Origin of the sequence: Oceanococcus sp. HetDA_MAG_MS8 (assembly GCA_019192445.1) — a bacterium.
Taxonomy (GTDB): Bacteria; Pseudomonadota; Gammaproteobacteria; order Nevskiales; family Oceanococcaceae; genus MS8.
On sequence record JAHCMK010000002.1, the window covers coordinates 300607 to 317862 of the forward strand.

Genomic DNA, 17256 nt, shown 5'->3' on the forward strand with positions numbered 1-17256 from the left:
AATGTGAACATGTGTTTACTTTGGGTGCTAGACACACGACGCGCATATGCCTCGGACGCCGCCCATGTTGACGAACACACCGAACCAGCCAACCACAGCCCATGCGACCGAAGACTGGTTAAACACCGTACAAGGCTGGAGTGAACAGCTGCGTCAAACGCTGCCTTGGCTACAGCGCGCCAGCGCAGGTGCGTCATTAGGCTTTGGCTTGGGCCGTGACATTGTCGGCCTGACCGAGTCTCTGCACGGCACTATTGCTGGCGCTCGGCACCCCTTCAAATCGGCACCGGCCCAGCGCACGCGCGGACTCACCGGCTTGGTGTACCGCTGCGTGCACCAGGGTTTTGCTAGCACTGAGCAGGCCTTGGCCACGATTAGTCAGCAGTTTCCCCAGCCGGCACAGGCCAGCGATCCACTGCATTGGCAGCATGTGCATGCGGCCCTTAATGGCGTCCTCGGCGACCGCCTCCATGCTCGCGGTAATGCATTAGCCCAGGGCATGACACTCATTCCTGCCCACGGCGAGGACTCCGAAGCTCAGGGCGATCGGCCGCGTTGGATCTTTGTGCATGGACTCTGTATGCATGAAGGTGGCTGGCAGCGCTCGGCCCATCAAGGTTTTATAGACGAACTACAGAATTCCGCCGTTGCTAGCAGCTACCTTCGGTACAACACCGGGCGACACATCTCGGAGAATGGCTGGGACTTTCACCTGCAGATGCAAACCGCATGGGAGCAAGGCCAGCGCAGCCCACTGTGGCTGGTCGGCCACTCTATGGGCGGGCTGGTGATCCGCTCAGCGATGGCCCAGGCCCAAGCCATTGATGCCGATTGGCTGAACCGCGTCCAGGCGTCTGCCTACCTGGGCAGCCCGCACCATGGCTCTCCGCTGGAGGTCTGGGGCAATCATGCCAATCGTTTACTCGGCATCACCGCCTATACGGCGCCGTTTATGCGCTTGGGGGGTGTTCGCTCGGCAGGCATTCAAGATTTACGTCATGGAAACTTAATGCATGCCGACTGGCAAAGCCGTGAGAGCGATGACGATACCCGCGACTTGCGCCAGCCCTGCCCTTTACTGCCCGATATCCCGCACTTGCTCATCGCGGCGCGCCGCCAGGGCGAACTACAGGGGCTGGCTGGGGACGATTATTTGGTTCCGGTCCGTAGCGCGCTTGCAGAACATGCTCAGCACCGGGTCCATGCACCGCGAATCGTGCGGCAGGTTGTGGAAGAGCGCCATCACATGGATCTCCTTGGCGACCCGCAGGTCTACGCAGCCCTGCAGGGGTTGCTGCGCTAAGCATCGCAACCATCTGCATGGGGGCAAGGGCGTGCAGTCGGCCCATCAATCGCTCACTGCATCGGGGGAACCGTCCACGGCGTATACAGTCCTAGGCCCAGACACTTCTCGTTTGTGACAAGGACAATGCGCATGACTCGACGCCAAATTCTGGCTGGAATGGCCGCCAGCTTTGGTCTTGCCAAATTCGGCATCGCTCAAGCCCAGAGCGGTTTCGAGCCGCTGGAGAAAACCAAGGCGCAATGGCGTGAGCTGCTCGCCAACGACGCGGCCTACCGCGTTCTGTTCGAAGAGGCCACCGAGCGCCCGCGGAGCTCCGCTTTGAACCAAGAAAAGCGCGAAGGAACCTACATTTGCCGAGCCTGCTACCTGCCCTTGTTTGAGTCAGGCTGGAAATATGAATCGGGCACGGGATGGCCCAGTTTCTACGACGCCATCCCCGGCCATGTCGACACCAAAACCGACTTCAAGTTGCTGTACCCCCGCACCGAATATCACTGCGCCCGTTGCGGCGGCCATCAAGGTCATGTCTTCAAAGATGGCCCTAAGCCGACGGGCCTGCGCTACTGCAACAATGGTGTTGCTCTGAGCTTTATCCCGGCGGGTGAAGAACTGCCGGCCCTGCGGAGCTAAGGATGGATGGACTGCGCTGGCGGCTAGCGCCGCGACGTTGGGCTACGCTGGGCCTGACATTGTGTTTGGCAGTGCTGGCTTGGCAACCTTGGAACCAAGCCCCTGCGCAAAGTGATAAGCCTGCACTCCCTGCCGAGCAAGCCGATGGGATGCTCAGTGCCATCTTCGCCGGTGGCTGCTTTTGGTGCATGGAGGCCGACTACGAAAAGCTACGGGGCGTGCTGGATGTGGTGTCTGGCTACGCAGGCGGCCCCGAGAAAAACCCCAGCTACAAAGAGGTCAGCCGGGGTCAAACGGGGCATGCCGAAGTTGTGCAGGTGATGTACGACCCAGAGCAAGTGAGCTACACTGAGCTTCTCGATCACTTCTGGAAGAATATCGACCCCACCACACCCAATCGTCAGTTCTGTGACAGCGGGCGCCAATACCGACCGGCACTGATGCCCTTGGGGCCAGAGCAAGAAGAGCTAGCACGCGCCAGCCTGCAAGAGGTCATCGACAGCGGACGCTTCGACCGCGTAGCCGTCAGTATCGAAGCCCCAGGCCGCTTCTGGATAGCTGAGGATTACCACCAGGATTACTACAAGAAAAACCCCATTCGCTACGGCTTTTACCGCAGCCGTTGCGGCCGCGATGCCCGTCTGGAAGAGCTCTGGGGCTAGCTCAACTCAGCGCCGCTGCGGGTAGTCTAGGTAGATGGGAGAGGACCAGGCCCGCTCTGCCTCCAAAGCAGTGCAGTCATCCTGCAAGCCGGTTCGGTCGTCGCCAAAGCAAGGGTTCACGGCAATGCACTCGCCCTCAGCATTGCTATCACAGCGAAGCTGGTCCCCATTGATGGTGGGAGTGGGCGCCTGCAAGGCGCGCACGTAGTACAGGGTGTCGCGGCGGTCACGCCCATAGTCCGGGTCGCTGAACTCCACCACACAACCATTGCCATCCGCCGGACAATCTAGGCTTTGCCATACATCCTCCACCAACTTGGCGGTATCTTCACCCGGCAGCACCCGCGGCCGAATACGCACCACTTCAATGTGAGTGATGGGCTTACGCACATCGCCTGGGTTGTCGCACTCCCCACCACAGAGGCTTTGCACCCGCTCGGCTCCCAGGGCCTCCCAGGTACTTTGCGGGCAGCCCGGCTTTTGCTCAAAAGCGCCTAAGGCACGCACACGAAACCGTGGCGGCTCCTGCATGGCAACCTCCTGCCCCATGCTGACCTCGCCATCAGGACCATTGAGCAGATCGAACCAAAGCAAGATGCGCTCGCCTGAAGTCGCATAGGTTTGACGAGCCATCATGCCCTCCCAAATACCATCACGGCTGCGCTCTGGCGCATGAACGGCCACCAAGCCACCGGTATAGAAAAAAGAACCTAAGCGTTCCGACTCTGCATACTGGAAGAGATTGAAGTGGGTGTTTTTACGGTCAAAGGGGACGCTGACATCCGACTCGCCCCCGCGCTTGGCCACATCCGAAAACCGCATCCGCGTCAGGGTGTCAGAAGGACCAAAGGCTTCGGTACTCTGGTGGCGCCCGGTCTCTTTAAAACCTGTTCCTGGCTGCGCAGCATGATTATCGGAAGAGGCGACAAACCCAAATTGAAAGCGACGCGGGTCGCCATCGGCCTCGCGCTGCACGAAATCGCTCTGGGTCAACATCGATTGCACACTGTTTCCAGGCCGATAGTTGAGCGCTGGGAGATAGCAATCATTGCACTGCCCACAGTTCAACCAATCTTCGGGCTGCGCACCAGGCACCACCAAGTGGCCGGCCACACCAGCCTCTAAATAGTCCACCTTGGCCTGAGCCACCTTTTGTTCACAGTCGGTGGAGTTGGGGTCGGCGCAACGTTGGCGAATCAACTCACCTGCCTGATGACAGCAGGGTAAGTAGCCGGGGCTAGGTGCGGGACAGCTCATGTTGCCGGCTTCATCAAAGTCCACTGCGCGGAAGTCGCGATACTCCTCAGAATTTCCGTGCCCCGAAAACACCTCCACCAAGCGTTGATACTGCGGGTTGTGCAAATCGCCTTGAATTTGTTTATCGAAAGTGGTCCCCGGGGGAGTGTAGAAGCCCCAGCTAGTGCCGTGGGGAATGGCCAGTACGTCCCCACCCCATTCGGCGAACTTACGCCACAAGGCATCCGGGGTTTCGGCGGACTCCACGCAGTCGGCCGGCAAGTCGCGGGTATGAATACCCTCCGGGCAGTAGGGCACGCTGCGTAGTTCTTCTTGCTTGGCAAACTGGTTGCGCATCGCTTGGCGCGATTCCGCTGGAAATAGCCACGGCGCAATGCGCTCTTCCAATGGGCTCATGGCCCGGCGGCGCATATGCTTGAGCGGCAAACCACCCGAGGTAATCGGGCGGGCCGGCACCTTATCGGCATCGATCTCCTTGAGGACGACGTTGCGGTGGCCGTAATGGGTTGCTGGAGTCTGCCCCACCTGGGTCCATTCCCAGCCCAAGTATGTAACTAGGTCTGGATTGTCGGGGTTGGTGAGGGCGTTGCAGTCGCGCACCATCTGCTGAGTGTTGCTCCAATGACGGGGCGTCAGCGCTTCGGCATGGTCGGTGATGGCCCAAAAATCTAAGTTGGAGCAGTAACGCGCGTAATCGCAGGCATCGGCGGGGGGGTGCAATCCCGATCCATGCATCATGGGCAAACTCCACAAAAACGCATCCATGGAGTAAGTGCTGTGCACATGCAGGTCGCCAAAGACGATCTGGGCCTTGGGTCGCTGCGCTTGGGTATCCAGTGCTACGACATCTTTGGCATCTTGCTGCCAACGCTGAGCCAGCGCCTCGGGCGAGCGGGCCGCACCCTGAATAACGCCGGGTTGCTCCAGCTCCCCTTCTGGGCTGAGCCATACCAGAACGAACACTCCAGCCAGCATAATGCCGACCACACCCAGAGCCCATTTTAGGAATCGCCGCAGCATGTCCTCTCCCAGATCGACTGTCTCCCAAAGCGCAGCCTACGCCAAATGGGGGCCATGGTGGGCGTTGGCGCTCGGCAGCCTGCTCGCCATCGTCAGCGTATGGCAGAGTCGACCAGCGGACCTGCCGCCCGGAGCCGTGGCTATGGTGAACGACACGCCGATCTCCACGCAGCAATGGCAACAAGCCATTGCTGCGGTGAACCAGGATCGCCGCACGGCCCTGGATCGCGCTGGTGAACTGCGCATACTGCAAACCCTCATCGACGAAGAGCTATTGCTGCAGCTAGCTCAGGACATGCAGCTCACGCATAGCATTCCCGAAGTCCGCGGGCGCTTGGTACAGGCCACCATGGCCGCCTTAAGCCAGGGCCTGCATACAGACCCCAGTGATGCGCAGCTGCAAACTTTCATAAAGGAGCAGGCGCACTTATTCCAAGAACCCGAGAAACGCCGGGTGCGAGCATGGCGCCAAGTCAAGAACCAAGAGGCTCAAGCCCTGCCTATTCCAAATGAGCTGATGAGCCAGCGCCAGTTGCAACGTTGGCTAGGCCAAAGCCTGGCGCAGGCGGCATTTGCAGCCCCCACAATCGGGCCACTGGATGAGCCTATGCGCCTCGGCGAAGCCGACTATCACTTAGTGCTCGAGGCTATACAAGCCCCGCAACCACTGACGCTTGAGGCTATAGACCGTGAGCGGGCGCTGCGCTCGTATCAGCGCGAGCAGGAAGAGGCTCAGCTGGCGCAGGCCTTAGAGCGCCTGGCTAGCGAGGCCCGCATTGTGCGCCGCTCCGCACCATGAAGCGGTATGTTCTGATGGCATTTGGTCTTGTGCTGAGCCTCGGGGCTCAGGCTCATACGGCAGGCACCCAATCCTATGCGCAGCTGCAAAGGGATAGTGCTGGGCACTGGCTATGGAGCTGGCGAGTTCGACCTGCGGATTTTCGTGCTCAGCCCGAAGCCGGCTCCACCAAGGCACTCTCCCTATGGCTAGCGGACCAAACGCAGATGCGTGGCGCCGATGACAACTGCCTGAAAACGCAGCTGCAACCGGCCAGGCTACGCGATGGTTGGCTGCATGGCCTATGGGAAGTTGCCTGTGAGCCCCAGCACATTCAATTGCATTGGCTCAGAACCTTACCCGGCCACCTGCATATGCTGCAGGCCGCTGGCGAGCTTCATTTACTGCGCGGAGGTGCTGGCCACAGCTTGGCGCTGGAGCCAAGGTTTGTTCAGCCTTCGACCAACTTCAGTGCCTTTTTGCCTCAATGGCAGCAGGGTCTGCATCATATTGTGCTGGGCTGGGACCACCTGGCCTTCTTGCTCGGGCTACTGCTATGGGCGAGCAGCCTGCGCGCTCTGTTGGGTTTAGTCACCGGCTTCACCATCGGCCACAGCTTGGCGCTACTCCTGACCGTGCTAGCTCAGATACAACCGCCAGCGGTCAGTATTGAGCTGGTTATTGCTGCCAGCATCATTTTTGTGGCTCTGCCTCAACACGGGTTAACACAGCGACGACTGAGTTCGTTGGTGATTCTGGGCTGCAGCCTGCTCGCTGCCTGGCTGAGCGCCCTGTCCCAAATGCTTTGGGCTGGCATAGCTTTACTGGCCCTAGGCCACCTCTGGCAAATCAAAGGCAACGATACCCAAGCTCTGCTCGGCGGCCTGATACTGGCCGCGTTGTTTGGACTATTGCACGGCTTTGGCTTCGCCGGCGCCGTCCTTGAGGCCACCCAGCAGGCCACCCAAATTTGGCCAATCATTCTGGGCTTTAACCTGGGGGTAGAGACGGGGCAGCTCTTCATTGTCATTCCAGCCTGGTGGCTATTGCAGCGCTGGCGCCATGGCGCTCCTATGCTGCCCGCCGCACAGGCCCTGAGTTGTGGACTGGGAGCCTACTGGTTCTGCCAACGGCTGCTGGCGCTCCAGTAAAGCACTTACAACACCTGGAGTGTCAGCCGGCTTGCGCACCGTCGAAACATCGAAGCGTTAGTAGGCTATGTCTCCGGAGAGCCCGATCCGCACTCATGAAAGGGCAAGAAGCGGTACCGCAGGTAGACGGATTTACCGCTCGCTTTGGTCGCGACAGGTGCTGAGAGCGTGCTGGTCCGCTGCGGTCGCAGTCGGCCGCAGCGCCGGAGGAAACTGCTGCGACTGTGATCAATCGGCCATGGACGGCCGATTGAGGCTTGCCGAGACAGGATGTCTCGTCAAGCCGACCACACCAAGCAGCAGTTGCGGAGGGTAGCGACCGCAGCGGACCAGCACGCACCAACCGATGGCCGCCTACCCGCCCTGCCACCAAGACCCTAATAGACCGATGTGGTCTTCCTTGCCTCCACCAAACTTGCTGTGGCAAAGATCATCGCAGCACAGCTGCTGCGTTTCTGGGGCGTCGCACAAAAAAGGGCGGCTCGCAGCCACCCTTTGAATACTTGCTACAGGCCCCTAGAACCCAAAGCCCAAACGTAAGTTGTAGCTGGTGTTGTCACCCGTTTGGTCCAATTCGGCCGTTGCCTTAAACAGCAGCAGCGAGAAACGCACACCGGCATAGAACTTATTTTCGTTAATGTCGGCTTCGCTCAAGGTCGTAATACCCTGCGGGTCGGCTGTGCCGAACACGCGGCCAGCGCCCACATAAGGGGTCACCAGCGGGAAGCCCTTAGATACCGACACATCCACGCTGGTGGTATCGAATTCCAAGTCGTCCACGCCTTCCACCCAGGTATGCGCCAAACGCAGGCCTACCGCTGGAGTGGCAATGCCGCCTTCCATAAAGGCATAGCGAATCTCGGCCCCATAGAGGCTGACGTTGGTATCGGGCACATCGGCAATGAAGGCACCCACATCAATACCCAAAGGCAAGCCCTTGGTCGCGGCCAAGGCGATCATGCCCAGGTCGTCGAAGTCTTCACCAGTGATGTTGCGCCAGGCCTGCTCGTTTTCGATGCCGGTATAGCTGGCCACAATACCCAGGTTGAAACCCAAGGTTCCGGCGGGCTCAGCCGGCTGCAAGGGCTTGTAGGAGAACGCGGCCGTGAGGTCCTGCATGGCCGCTTCAAAGTCGCCTTGGGTAGCGAAAGGCTGCAGGTTAATGTCTGCCGCTTGAGCAGATAGCGTCGCGCCGGCCATTCCAGCCACAACTAGGAGACGAGCAAAGGGTTTCAGCATTGTGCAACCAGGGTGTTCATGTGGGGCCCCAGTGTAGTGCTTGACCGCGACACTTGCGTGAACTGCAGCCCAGCTCAGATCACTGCGCGCAGAAAGTCCTCGGTAAAGGAACGTACTGCGGGTAGTTCCCCGTGAAAAAAATGCCCTACGCCGGGTAGTACCTGTAGCTGCTCGGGTGGCCGCACAGCAGCCTTGGCTCGGCGCAGCGTGTCGGCACAATCCACCACATCATCAGCATCGCCGTGAATTAACCACCACGGTGCCTGCGGATTAGGTAAGGGCTCATCACCGGCATAAGCCAAAGGCGGCGCCACCGTCAGCACCCCCTTAGCCTGCAATGGCGCACATTGCGCCAGTGCCTGGTAAGAGCCAAAAGAAAACCCCGCCAAGGCTAGAGGAAGCTGCGGCAGGGCCTCACGCAGATACGCAGCGACAGCGGCCAGGTCTTCCTGCTCACCGGCTCCGTGTGCATGCTGACCTGCACTACGCCCCACGCCGCGGAAATTGAAACGCACTGCCAAACAGCCAGCGTCTTGGGCACCGCGGGCCACGCTATACACCACCTTGTTGTCCATGGTGCCCCCATGCAGCGGGTGGGGATGTGCGATAAGAGCAATACCGTGAGTATCCGGGGACTTAGGCGCTTCGACGAGTAATTCCAAGGCCCCAGCCGGGCCATTGATGAGTGACCGGCCCTGCTCTAGAGCCTGGCGCAGTTCGGCAGTGTCCATCATTCGCTTTGAGTGGGTGGGGATTCCGCTGGCGATTCACCGGGCAGAGCCTGCGGCGGGCTGTCCTCGCTGCTGGCCTGCTCAGCGACATTCTCCGCTCGTTCCGCCTTGGCGGTTTTCTTCTTCGCGGTTTTGCGGTTGTCTTCGGGCGGAATGTAGCTGATCACCACATCATCGGCCCGTGGCCGCAAGGGGTTCTTAGGAGCGTGAAAATGCAGGTTCCGCCCTTCACGAATCACCGCAATCAGCAAGGCTTTCCCCGACACATCAGCCAGGTAGTTTTCCCAGCTGTAAGTGTCGGTAATGCGCGTTTTGGTGAAACTCCAACCCTGCACATGACGCCGCCATAGGTTTTCATAGTCGGCGTCGCTCGCGAAGGCCAACACACCGGTTAAGGGGCTGGCTACGGCGCGCTTGGCGATCTTTTTATCGTCCTGTCCAGACACGCCATACAAAGGCAACTGGTAAACCTTCTCTCGGCCCAAGTCTGAGGCAAAGTGCCGACACGACAGCGCGTTGTAAGCATCATTACTAGTGGCGGCCAGCACACAGCGAATGCCCGCCAGTTCCAATGATTGCTGCACTTCCTCGGAAAGTATTTCGCCATACAGTACCGGCATCCCGGCCAGGCGAGCCTCGCGCAGACGATGCCATGAGCTATCCACCAAAATCACTGGTATATCTAGCTCTTTGTGCAGCATGCGGCAGAGGTCAATACTCCACGGGGATGCACCGACCACCATCACCGTATTCGCCGGCACAGTTAGCTCCAGCCAACGGGCCAGCGGGCCGATGGTGAAGCCATGTGCCACCACCGTGGCCATCACCAACACAAATACCAAGGGGGCCAGCAGCTCTGCGTCCGGATAACCCGCAGCCAACATCTCGGGACCAAAAACCCCAGCCACGGCTGCCGCCACAATTCCGCGCGGGGCAATCCAACCCAACAGCAGGCGATCCTGCCAACGTAAGTCGGTGCCAATGGTGGCCAAACCAATCGCCAGTGGGCGGACTACAAACATCACCGCCACAATCAAGGACAGCGTCTTAAAGTCCAAACGTCCCATCAGGGCGGGATCAAGATCTGCCGTGAGCATCACAAAAACGCTGGAGACCAAGATGAGTACGACGTACTCTTTGAACCGGCGCAGCTCATCCATACTGGGCAGGTCGGAATTACCCAACACCAAACCCATGACGGTCACCGATAACAGCCCAGCCTCATGCTGCACGTGATTGGAGATCACAAACACGACCAACACCGACGCCAACATCACCGGCGCCTTCAAAAACTCTGGCACACCACCCGAGTGATAAGCACGAATCAACAACCAAGCTGCCCCACCACCGAGAGCAACCGCTGCAACGAGCGCCATTAATAGGCCGCCCAAAACCTGCTCCCCAGCCGCTTTCTCGGAGATCACGAAATACTGGAACAGCAACACCGCTGCCAACGCCCCAATGGGGTCATTGATGATGCCTTCCCATTTCAAATAGGCGGCCGTGCGCTTATTCAGCTTGGCTTGGCGCAGCATGGGAATAATGACTGTGGGGCCGGTAACAATGATGATGGCCGCAAACACCAATGCGGTAGGCCATTCCAGGTCACCGATTCCATGCGCGGCCAGCGCGCCCAAGCCAAAACTAAATAGCGCCCCTAAGGACACAAGTCGCTTAACCCCGGCAGCGGCGGTTTTGAGCTCGTGCCAATGCAGGGACAATCCGCCTTCAAAGAGAATAATGGCCACACACAAAGACACAACCGGGCGAAAAATATCCCCCAGTGTTTCGCTGGGAGTGATCACGCCTAGGGCCGGGCCGAACAGAATGCCCGCCACGCAGAACAGCACGATGGCGGGCAGGCGCAAGCGCCAGGCCACCCACTGCGATGCCACTCCCAAGCCCAGGATTAAAACCAGGGCGTCTGCTATTTGCTCAAATTGGCTGTCCAAACTCGGGCAGGTCCAAAAGTGCGGTAGAGCAGTCTAGCAGGATGGGTGCCAGCAACCAGAGTCGCCATGTCGTACTACACTGCGCAGCCTCATCCCTGTGCTTTCAACGCATGTACACCGATATTGGTGCCAACCTCAGCCACGAGAGTTTTGACCACGATTTCGACGCAGTTCTGAACCGCGCAGCGGACGCGGGCGTGAGCCGCATCCTGCTCACCGGCTCCTGCATCCAGAGCACCCAACACGCTGTGGCCCATGCTGGCATGCGCGGAGGCGTACAGCTCTTCGCCACCGCAGGTCTTCACCCGCACTATGCCAGTGATTGGAACCGGCAACATGAGGAGCTATATCGCAACCTAGGTGCGCAAGGCCAGGTGGTCGCCATTGGTGAAGCTGGGCTGGACTACAACCGCAACTACTCCCCGCATGCAGACCAGAAGCGGGCTTTCACCGCCCAACTGGCCATGGCAGCCGAATTGAACCTGCCCATGTTCTTGCACCAACGCGATGCGCACGCCGACTTTCTGCACCTACTGGACCCTTGGCTGGAACGCCTGCCTGGCGTTGTGGTGCACTGCTTTACCGGCACCCGCGCAGAAATGGCCGATTACATCCAGCGAGACTGTTACATCGGAATCACTGGCTGGATTTGCGACGAGCGCCGCGGCCAGCACTTGTTGGAAGCCGTGGGCGACATTCCCGATGAGCGCCTGCTCATCGAAACCGACGCACCCTATCTACTGCCCCGCACGCTGCGCCCCAAACCCAAAAGCCGCCGCTGTGAGCCAGCCCACCTGCCTGAGGTGGCACGTGTGATTGCGCAGGCGCGTGGACAAAGTGCGGAGGCCCTGGGTGAGATGACCGCGGCCAATGCCACCCGACTCTTCAAGCTCAACGAAGCCTAACCGGCTTAGTAGAAGCCAGCGCGAGAGTCACAACAATCTGCAATCATCACCTTGCTCAGTGGAGTTAAGGCTCAGGATTGGAGATGAGCCCCAGGCCCAAACTCAAGTTCCAACTGCTCGATCTCAGCCCGCCAGTACTCGAATCGTCCATACGGTTCCAGCCAAGCCACCGCAGCCTCCAGCGGCACCCGTAAGCCTCCCAACTGCGCATAATTCTGGAATGTTCCTTCCCAGGGCTGGTTTCCTACACCCTCGCGATAGCGTTCCGCGCTGTGCGCACGCACTATGTCACCACGCTCATCCACGTACAAATCCACACTGATGGTCCTCTTTTCAGCCCATACCCGCAGTGCATTGGGTCCTAGTGCTTGAACTCTTAGCGTTTCATTCCAATACAGGGCGGGCGAGTACCAAGGGAGCTCGGCCAGGTAGCGCTGAGCCTGTGCAAGACCCAAGCGCGAGCCTCGCGCTTTCTTAATGGGAATCACGCCCCACAGCGCCACCTCCAATCGACCGCGGCCACCCTCGAATGCATCGGTGACCTTGACCCACAGCCACGGTGCCAGCCACACCCTGGCTTCCCAGCGAAATTGAAGTCGCTCCACCGATATCCTCTGTTGCGCCTTGAATGGTAGCCAGCGCTTGCCAGGCCCAAGGCGCATCCGGCCTCGCTGCCGGAGGTTCACAGTCTGCACTCTGGATAGCTGATCGGCTTGGCTGCGACGAAGTACTCGCTCAGCAACTTGCGGCAGTTGTGATGTCGACATGCCTAGGAGGATCAATGACTATCCCTCCTGAGGATGGCCGTGTTCCTCACACTTGGCAATGCTGGTCGCAGCAAAGTGGCTTAGCAATTGCTGCATCTTTCTCCTCATAAGGCACGCCTGCTCTGGGCTTTTCGAAGCAGGGCGATTAGTCTGCTACAAAGAACTACCAGGCCATGGGGAGCCTGGAACAGGAGAACCACAATGCGATTGAAGAGCCTGCAGCCTGGCCTGCATTTTTTGGCGTGGGGCCCTTTGGCCCTGTTGAGCACTTTGCTGAGCCTTCCGGCTAGCGCCGCGGTTGCGACCGCCAAGTCTTCGGACAGTACCTGTGCGCCGCCCTCCCCTCGCATGACCTTCGAAGCCAGCTACATCGATACCGGGCGGGCGGGCGGAGAACCACTGATTCGCCGTCACCCCGATGGGCATTTGCTCTGGGGCAGCCATGCCGGTACCACGCATTTTTATTCGCCCTCGGCTCCTAGCCCCACCACGGGCGCCTTTGTAGAAAACTACACCGGTCAAACCTACTACTACGTGGCCGAGGCGGAAGACGAGTTTCAAACCTGGGAGTTTGTACCCCGCGTGGGACCCAGCTCTGCGGATGTAGCCGCCTTGGCCGGCATTCCTGCTTCGGGCTTTTCCGACCCGGAATTTGCTATCGATTCGGCCGGCAACGTGTATGTGTCCGAGATCAATCTGGCCAACATTGCAGTCTCCAAATCCAGCGATGGCGGGCGTAGCTACACCTTGCAGAATGTGATTGCCTTCAGCCTCTCCGACCGGCAGTGGATGGCTGCCGATCGCGAGAACGAGCTGTATATGGCCGCTAGTGGCTTTGGTGGTGGGCCGGTACCCGGTGAGCCAGTGGGCAACCTCAGCCACTTCATAGCCAAGTCCACGGATGGAGGCGCTACCTTCAACGCCCCCTTCGTCATCGACCCTATCGTGGGCGACCTGCAAATCGACAAGCAGCGGGGCATTTTGTATTCGCTGCATGCCACCGGCGGCGAGCTTTCCATGGCTATCTTCCCCAATATCCGCGAGGAAGACAGCGATTTCACCGTCGACATCGTGCCCATTGCCTCGCCTGCTGGTATTCCGAGCAGTGACCGCACCATCGGCCCCACCTTTGCCATGGACGATGCCGGCAACCTCTACGCCACCTGGCCAGAGGACGGCAGCGTGCGTGAGCGCGGCATTTACTACGCCTACTCCAGCGACCAGGGCCAAAGCTGGTCCACACCGCAGCGTGTAGACGATGCCCCGGAAGACAAACTGTGGCCTTGGATTGCGGTAGGCGCACCCGGGCAGGTGGCCATCGCCTGGCTGCAAACCAATGTGGCCACCGACTCCAGCTCGCCGGGGGAGGCCGATGCGGCCAACAAACCCTGGCAAGTCATGCTGGCCTACACCAGCAGTGGCCTTGGCTGTGCGGGGGAAGGCAGCGCCGCCGAACTGGCTGCCTTTAGCGTGGTGCAAGCCAGTGATGAGCCGCCGCATACCGGCACCATTTGCCAGGGGGGCACCTTGTGCCAAGCGCAGCTCATCGATCGCCGCTTGGGCGATTACTTTGGGCTGGAAGTGGCCGGTGATGGCAGCGTGCATATCGCCATGTCGGATACGCGCCAGGGCGGCGCAGTCGCGCTGCCTCTGCATATTCGCCAAGTGGGCGGCCCCAAACTGGATGGTTCCATGACGGCGCAGGCCACAGCTCCCAGCCGTAGTAGCGGCGCTGCTTCAGGTGGAGCCTTGTCTGTGTGGGTGTCTCTGGCGGTAATGCTGAGCGGGTGGCTGAGACGTCGCCCTCAGTTCTAGAAGGAGTTGGCAGGGCGAGGCCAGAAGGCATCACCCGAGCGGGTAGCGGATAATGGGCGATGACTAAATTCAGCGACAGCGCCCTTCCCACCCCCCTGCTCCAAGCCGTAGGACAACGCGGCTACTCCGAGATGACGCCCATCCAGGCACAAGCCTTGCCGGTGATGCTGGCGGGTAAGGATATTCGCGCCCAGGCCATGACCGGCAGCGGCAAAACCGCGGCCTTTGGGTTGGGGCTGCTGGCCCATCTGGATGCTGCGCAGGTGAACAAACTGCAGGCGCTGGTGCTCTGCCCCACGCGGGAGCTGGCCGACCAAGTGGCCAAGGAAATCCGTGCGCTGGCCAGCACCCTACCCAATGTCAAACTGCTCAGCCTGTGTGGCGGGGTGCCCATTCAGCACCAGCTCTCCTCGCTGGTGCACATACCTCACATTGTGGTGGGCACACCGGGGCGGGTGCGCGACCTGGCTCAACGCGGCGCCCTGAACCTGGGCACGGCGCGCACCGTAGTGCTGGATGAAGCCGACCGCATGCTAGACATGGGCTTTATGGAGGATGTGCACGCCATCCTCAATTTCACCCGTGCCAGCCGCCGCACCTGGCTGTTCTCGGCCACCTACCCGGCGGAAATTGAAGAACTCAGCGCCGGCTGCCAGCGTCAGCCGCAGAGCATTGTGGTGGAGCAACAACATACTGCCAGCAGCATTGCGCAGCGCTTCTACGCCGTGGAAATCGCGCACAAGCCCCAGGCCGTTCTAGCGCTACTGGCCGAGCACCAGCCCGAGGCCTGCCTGATTTTCTGCCAGACCAAAAACGACACCAGCAAACTGGCCAAAACCCTGCAGCAACGCGGCGTCGTTGTGCAGGCCCTGCACGGCGACCTGGACCAGCGTCAACGCGAGGATGCTCTGGTGCAATTCGCCAATGGGAGCTGCCCGGTGCTGGTGGCCACCGACGTGGCTGCACGTGGGCTAGATATCAAGAACCTGCCACTGGTGATGTCTTTTGAGCTCTCCCCCGACCCCGAAGTGCACACCCACCGTGTGGGTCGCACCGGCCGCGCCGGAGCATCAGGGCTGGTGCTAAACTTGGTCGCCGAACGCGAACGAGGCCGCCTGGAGCGCATCGTACCCGATCTCGCCGAAGTCCCAGAGTGGGCCAAACTGCCGGCCCTACCGGCCCAACTCCAAATCCAACTCCCCCAGCCCAGCATGGGAACTCTGGTGATTGATGCCGGCCGCAAACACAAACTGCGCCCTGGCGACATCCTCGGGGCGCTTACCGCCCAAGCCGGACTGGCCGGCAAAGAGGTGGGCAAGATTGATGTGTTCCCCACCCGCAGCTACGTGGGCGTGCCGCGCAAAGCCCTGCGCCAAGTACAACGCAGTTTGCAGGAAGCCGGCGTGAAGGGGCGCAAGTTTCGGGTGCGGAGCTTGTAGCTGAGGCACCCTGAATGGGGCACTGTGATGACAGTGCAAAGGGTCAACTCTTAGGGAGGCGCTGAAGAAATCCGCGAGCGAAGCAAGGTGGCCCGCCGCCGGAGCACAGCGATTTATTCAGCGTCTCCTTAGCGGGTAGCTCGACGCGTAAGTTAGTGATAGTCGTCTTCGCGCTGATGACGAAGCGCCAGAACGGTGACCGTTTGCGCGTCATCTATTTCGAAGAGAGCCACATAACCGGCGCCACCGAAGGGAATGACCAACTCGCGTAAAAATGGGTTGAGGGGGTCAGCCTTCCTACAGGAAAAAGGAAACTCCTCCAGTACGCCCCATGCCCGCTGGATGGTCGATAGTGCTCGCTTGCCGACCTCGGGATCAGTTTGAGCAAAAAACTCGAACAGCCTCTCCAGATCAGCCTTGGCCTCTGCGGTAAACCGAAGCTGAAAACTCACCCTTGGTGCTGAGCTGCCTCAAGGATGGATTGCAAAGACTCCATCACTTCATCTTTATCAAAGTACTCGCCTGTTGCCTTGGCGGCTTCACGGGCGGCTAGACCACGCTCCAGGAAGGTCTTTTGGTTCTTGCGGTGCTGAATCTGGCGTTTGAGTGAATCCTCCACAAACCCGCTTAGTGACTCACCGTCTTTAAGCACACTCTCGACCTCCCGTCGTAGCTCGGGCGTGACACGAAGCGGAGGAATTGTTGCCGATTTCATAAGCAAACCAATGCATTGCATATGCATTACACGATACGCCGCGCCAGAATCCTCGGCAACCCCTTTCGCAGTTCCGCCCATCGCCGCTGACGCCGCGCCGGGCGCTGCCTGTGACACCGCGGCACAGCCTGCGGCGGCACTCCCGCGCAGCCACTCATGGGAATGCACCAGACTGGCCGCCCTTGTACAGCAGCATGACCGCGTTGGCGGCTGACTCGACAAGCATACCTAGGGTTCGCGCCTCAACCATCCCCACCATCAGAGCGGGGACGACCAACAAGCCGATGCGAACACCCTGCGGGGATGTCGAGAGCAGAAAAGGATAAGGGCCATACCCAGCGACATGCCGCCGTGGGTCGCACGCAGATCCGTCAGAGCCACCCCATGCTCGATCATGGCTCCGATGGCAGGATTCAGAGCCGCCGCAGGGGCTTCTCAGAGGACGGATTCAGGCCTGCGCTTGGCTATGGCAAATTCCATCACCATGGTGCATTGACCCGGTTGCCCGGACGCCTTGAAGCGCCAGTTTGACAACGCGACCTCGGTTGCATGCTCGAAAACGCCGGGCGGACTGGCCTGCAAGGACTGCGTGGATATCACCTGCCCGTAGGCCGAATACTCCACCTCAATCAGCACCCAACCCTCCTGTCCGGAAAGGATGGCGTTGCGGGGGTATTTGGGTGGAACCCGCAGTATCGCCATTGCGGGACATCCTCTGCCCTGAATATCCGGCCGCTCCGCGACCGGCAACGCATCGGGTACCTCCGGCGCCATGGCGCAACCGAAAAGCGTCAGCGCCAAGGACAAGAGAAAAACTGCTTTCATGGGCAATTACCGCTGTCAACACCTATCCCGACGTGGGGCCGGAGAGCAAAGTCACCGGCGCGCA

The 17256-nt window shown here is 60.0% G+C and carries 16 protein-coding genes; 8 read left to right on the top strand and 8 right to left on the bottom strand.

Features of this window, described 5'->3' with window-relative positions; genetic code table 11:
• The first annotated feature begins 64 nt into the window (after positions 1–64).
• From KI787_04135 to msrA, 3 genes are all read left to right on the top strand, one after another.
• Positions 65–1303 (top strand): hypothetical protein, encoded by a 1239-nt coding sequence (locus KI787_04135; GenBank protein ID MBV6629124.1) that lies wholly within the window; start codon positions 65–67, stop codon positions 1301–1303.
• Between the two features lie 126 nt (positions 1304–1429).
• A complete protein-coding gene (gene msrB / locus KI787_04140) occupies positions 1430–1936 on the top strand; it encodes a peptide-methionine (R)-S-oxide reductase MsrB (protein MBV6629125.1) in 507 nt (168 codons plus the stop codon).
• 2 nt (positions 1937–1938) lie between these two features.
• Complete coding sequence (gene msrA / locus KI787_04145; protein ID MBV6629126.1) at positions 1939–2598, top strand: peptide-methionine (S)-S-oxide reductase MsrA; 660 nt, start codon at positions 1939–1941, stop codon at positions 2596–2598.
• A 6-nt stretch (positions 2599–2604) separates the two neighbouring features.
• Here the strand turns inward: msrA and KI787_04150 are convergent, their stop codons facing one another.
• Positions 2605–4875, bottom strand: coding sequence for a DUF3604 domain-containing protein (locus tag KI787_04150; protein ID MBV6629127.1), 2271 nt, complete (start codon positions 4873–4875; stop codon positions 2605–2607).
• On the opposite strand from KI787_04150, the gene KI787_04155 reads away from it, so the two are divergent.
• Positions 4874–5674, top strand: a complete 801-nt coding sequence (locus tag KI787_04155) for a SurA N-terminal domain-containing protein (GenBank protein MBV6629128.1) — start codon at positions 4874–4876, stop codon at positions 5672–5674. The two genes, KI787_04150 and KI787_04155, sit on opposite strands and share 2 nt — an antisense overlap.
• A 14-nt stretch (positions 5675–5688) precedes the next feature.
• Entirely contained in the window at positions 5689–6804 is a 1116-nt protein-coding gene (locus KI787_04160; GenBank protein ID MBV6629129.1) for a HupE/UreJ family protein, read from the top strand.
• Between the two features lie 516 nt (positions 6805–7320).
• On the opposite strand, the gene KI787_04165 is transcribed toward KI787_04160, so the two are convergent.
• From KI787_04165 to KI787_04175, 3 genes are all read right to left on the bottom strand, one after another.
• Entirely contained in the window at positions 7321–8043 is a 723-nt protein-coding gene (locus tag KI787_04165) for a hypothetical protein (protein MBV6629130.1), read from the bottom strand.
• Positions 8044–8117: 74 nt separating this feature from the next.
• Positions 8118–8777, bottom strand: a complete 660-nt coding sequence (locus KI787_04170) for an alpha/beta fold hydrolase (GenBank protein MBV6629131.1) — start codon at positions 8775–8777, stop codon at positions 8118–8120.
• Entirely contained in the window at positions 8774–10726 is a 1953-nt protein-coding gene (locus KI787_04175) for a sodium:proton antiporter (GenBank protein MBV6629132.1), read from the bottom strand. The genes KI787_04170 and KI787_04175 overlap by 4 nt, the downstream gene beginning before the upstream one ends.
• Positions 10727–10836: 110 nt before the next feature.
• Here KI787_04175 and KI787_04180 point away from each other — a divergent pair, with 110 nt between their 5' ends.
• Complete coding sequence (locus KI787_04180) at positions 10837–11631, top strand: TatD family hydrolase (GenBank protein ID MBV6629133.1); 795 nt, start codon at positions 10837–10839, stop codon at positions 11629–11631.
• 71 nt (positions 11632–11702) lie between these two features.
• On the opposite strand, the gene KI787_04185 is transcribed toward KI787_04180, so the two are convergent.
• Complete coding sequence (locus KI787_04185; GenBank protein MBV6629134.1) at positions 11703–12236, bottom strand: hypothetical protein; 534 nt, start codon at positions 12234–12236, stop codon at positions 11703–11705.
• Between the two features lie 363 nt (positions 12237–12599).
• Between KI787_04185 and KI787_04190 the strand changes: the two genes are divergently transcribed.
• Both KI787_04190 and dbpA read left to right on the top strand, forming a co-directional pair.
• Complete coding sequence (locus tag KI787_04190) at positions 12600–14213, top strand: hypothetical protein (GenBank protein ID MBV6629135.1); 1614 nt, start codon at positions 12600–12602, stop codon at positions 14211–14213.
• 59 nt (positions 14214–14272) lie between these two features.
• On the top strand, positions 14273–15652 hold the full coding sequence (gene dbpA / locus KI787_04195; protein ID MBV6629136.1) for an ATP-dependent RNA helicase DbpA: 1380 nt from the start codon (positions 14273–14275) through the stop codon (positions 15650–15652).
• Positions 15653–15804: 152 nt separating this feature from the next.
• On the opposite strand, the gene KI787_04200 is transcribed toward dbpA, so the two are convergent.
• From KI787_04200 to KI787_04210, 3 genes are all read right to left on the bottom strand, one after another.
• The gene (locus KI787_04200) at positions 15805–16104 is read right to left on the bottom strand and encodes a type II toxin-antitoxin system RelE/ParE family toxin (protein MBV6629137.1); all 300 of its coding nucleotides are present in this window, start codon (positions 16102–16104) and stop codon (positions 15805–15807) included.
• Entirely contained in the window at positions 16101–16367 is a 267-nt protein-coding gene (locus KI787_04205) for a prevent-host-death protein (protein MBV6629138.1), read from the bottom strand. The genes KI787_04200 and KI787_04205 overlap by 4 nt, the downstream gene beginning before the upstream one ends.
• Positions 16368–16802: 435 nt before the next feature.
• Complete coding sequence (locus tag KI787_04210; protein ID MBV6629139.1) at positions 16803–17192, bottom strand: TonB family protein; 390 nt, start codon at positions 17190–17192, stop codon at positions 16803–16805.
• Between the last annotated feature and the right edge of the window lie 64 nt (positions 17193–17256).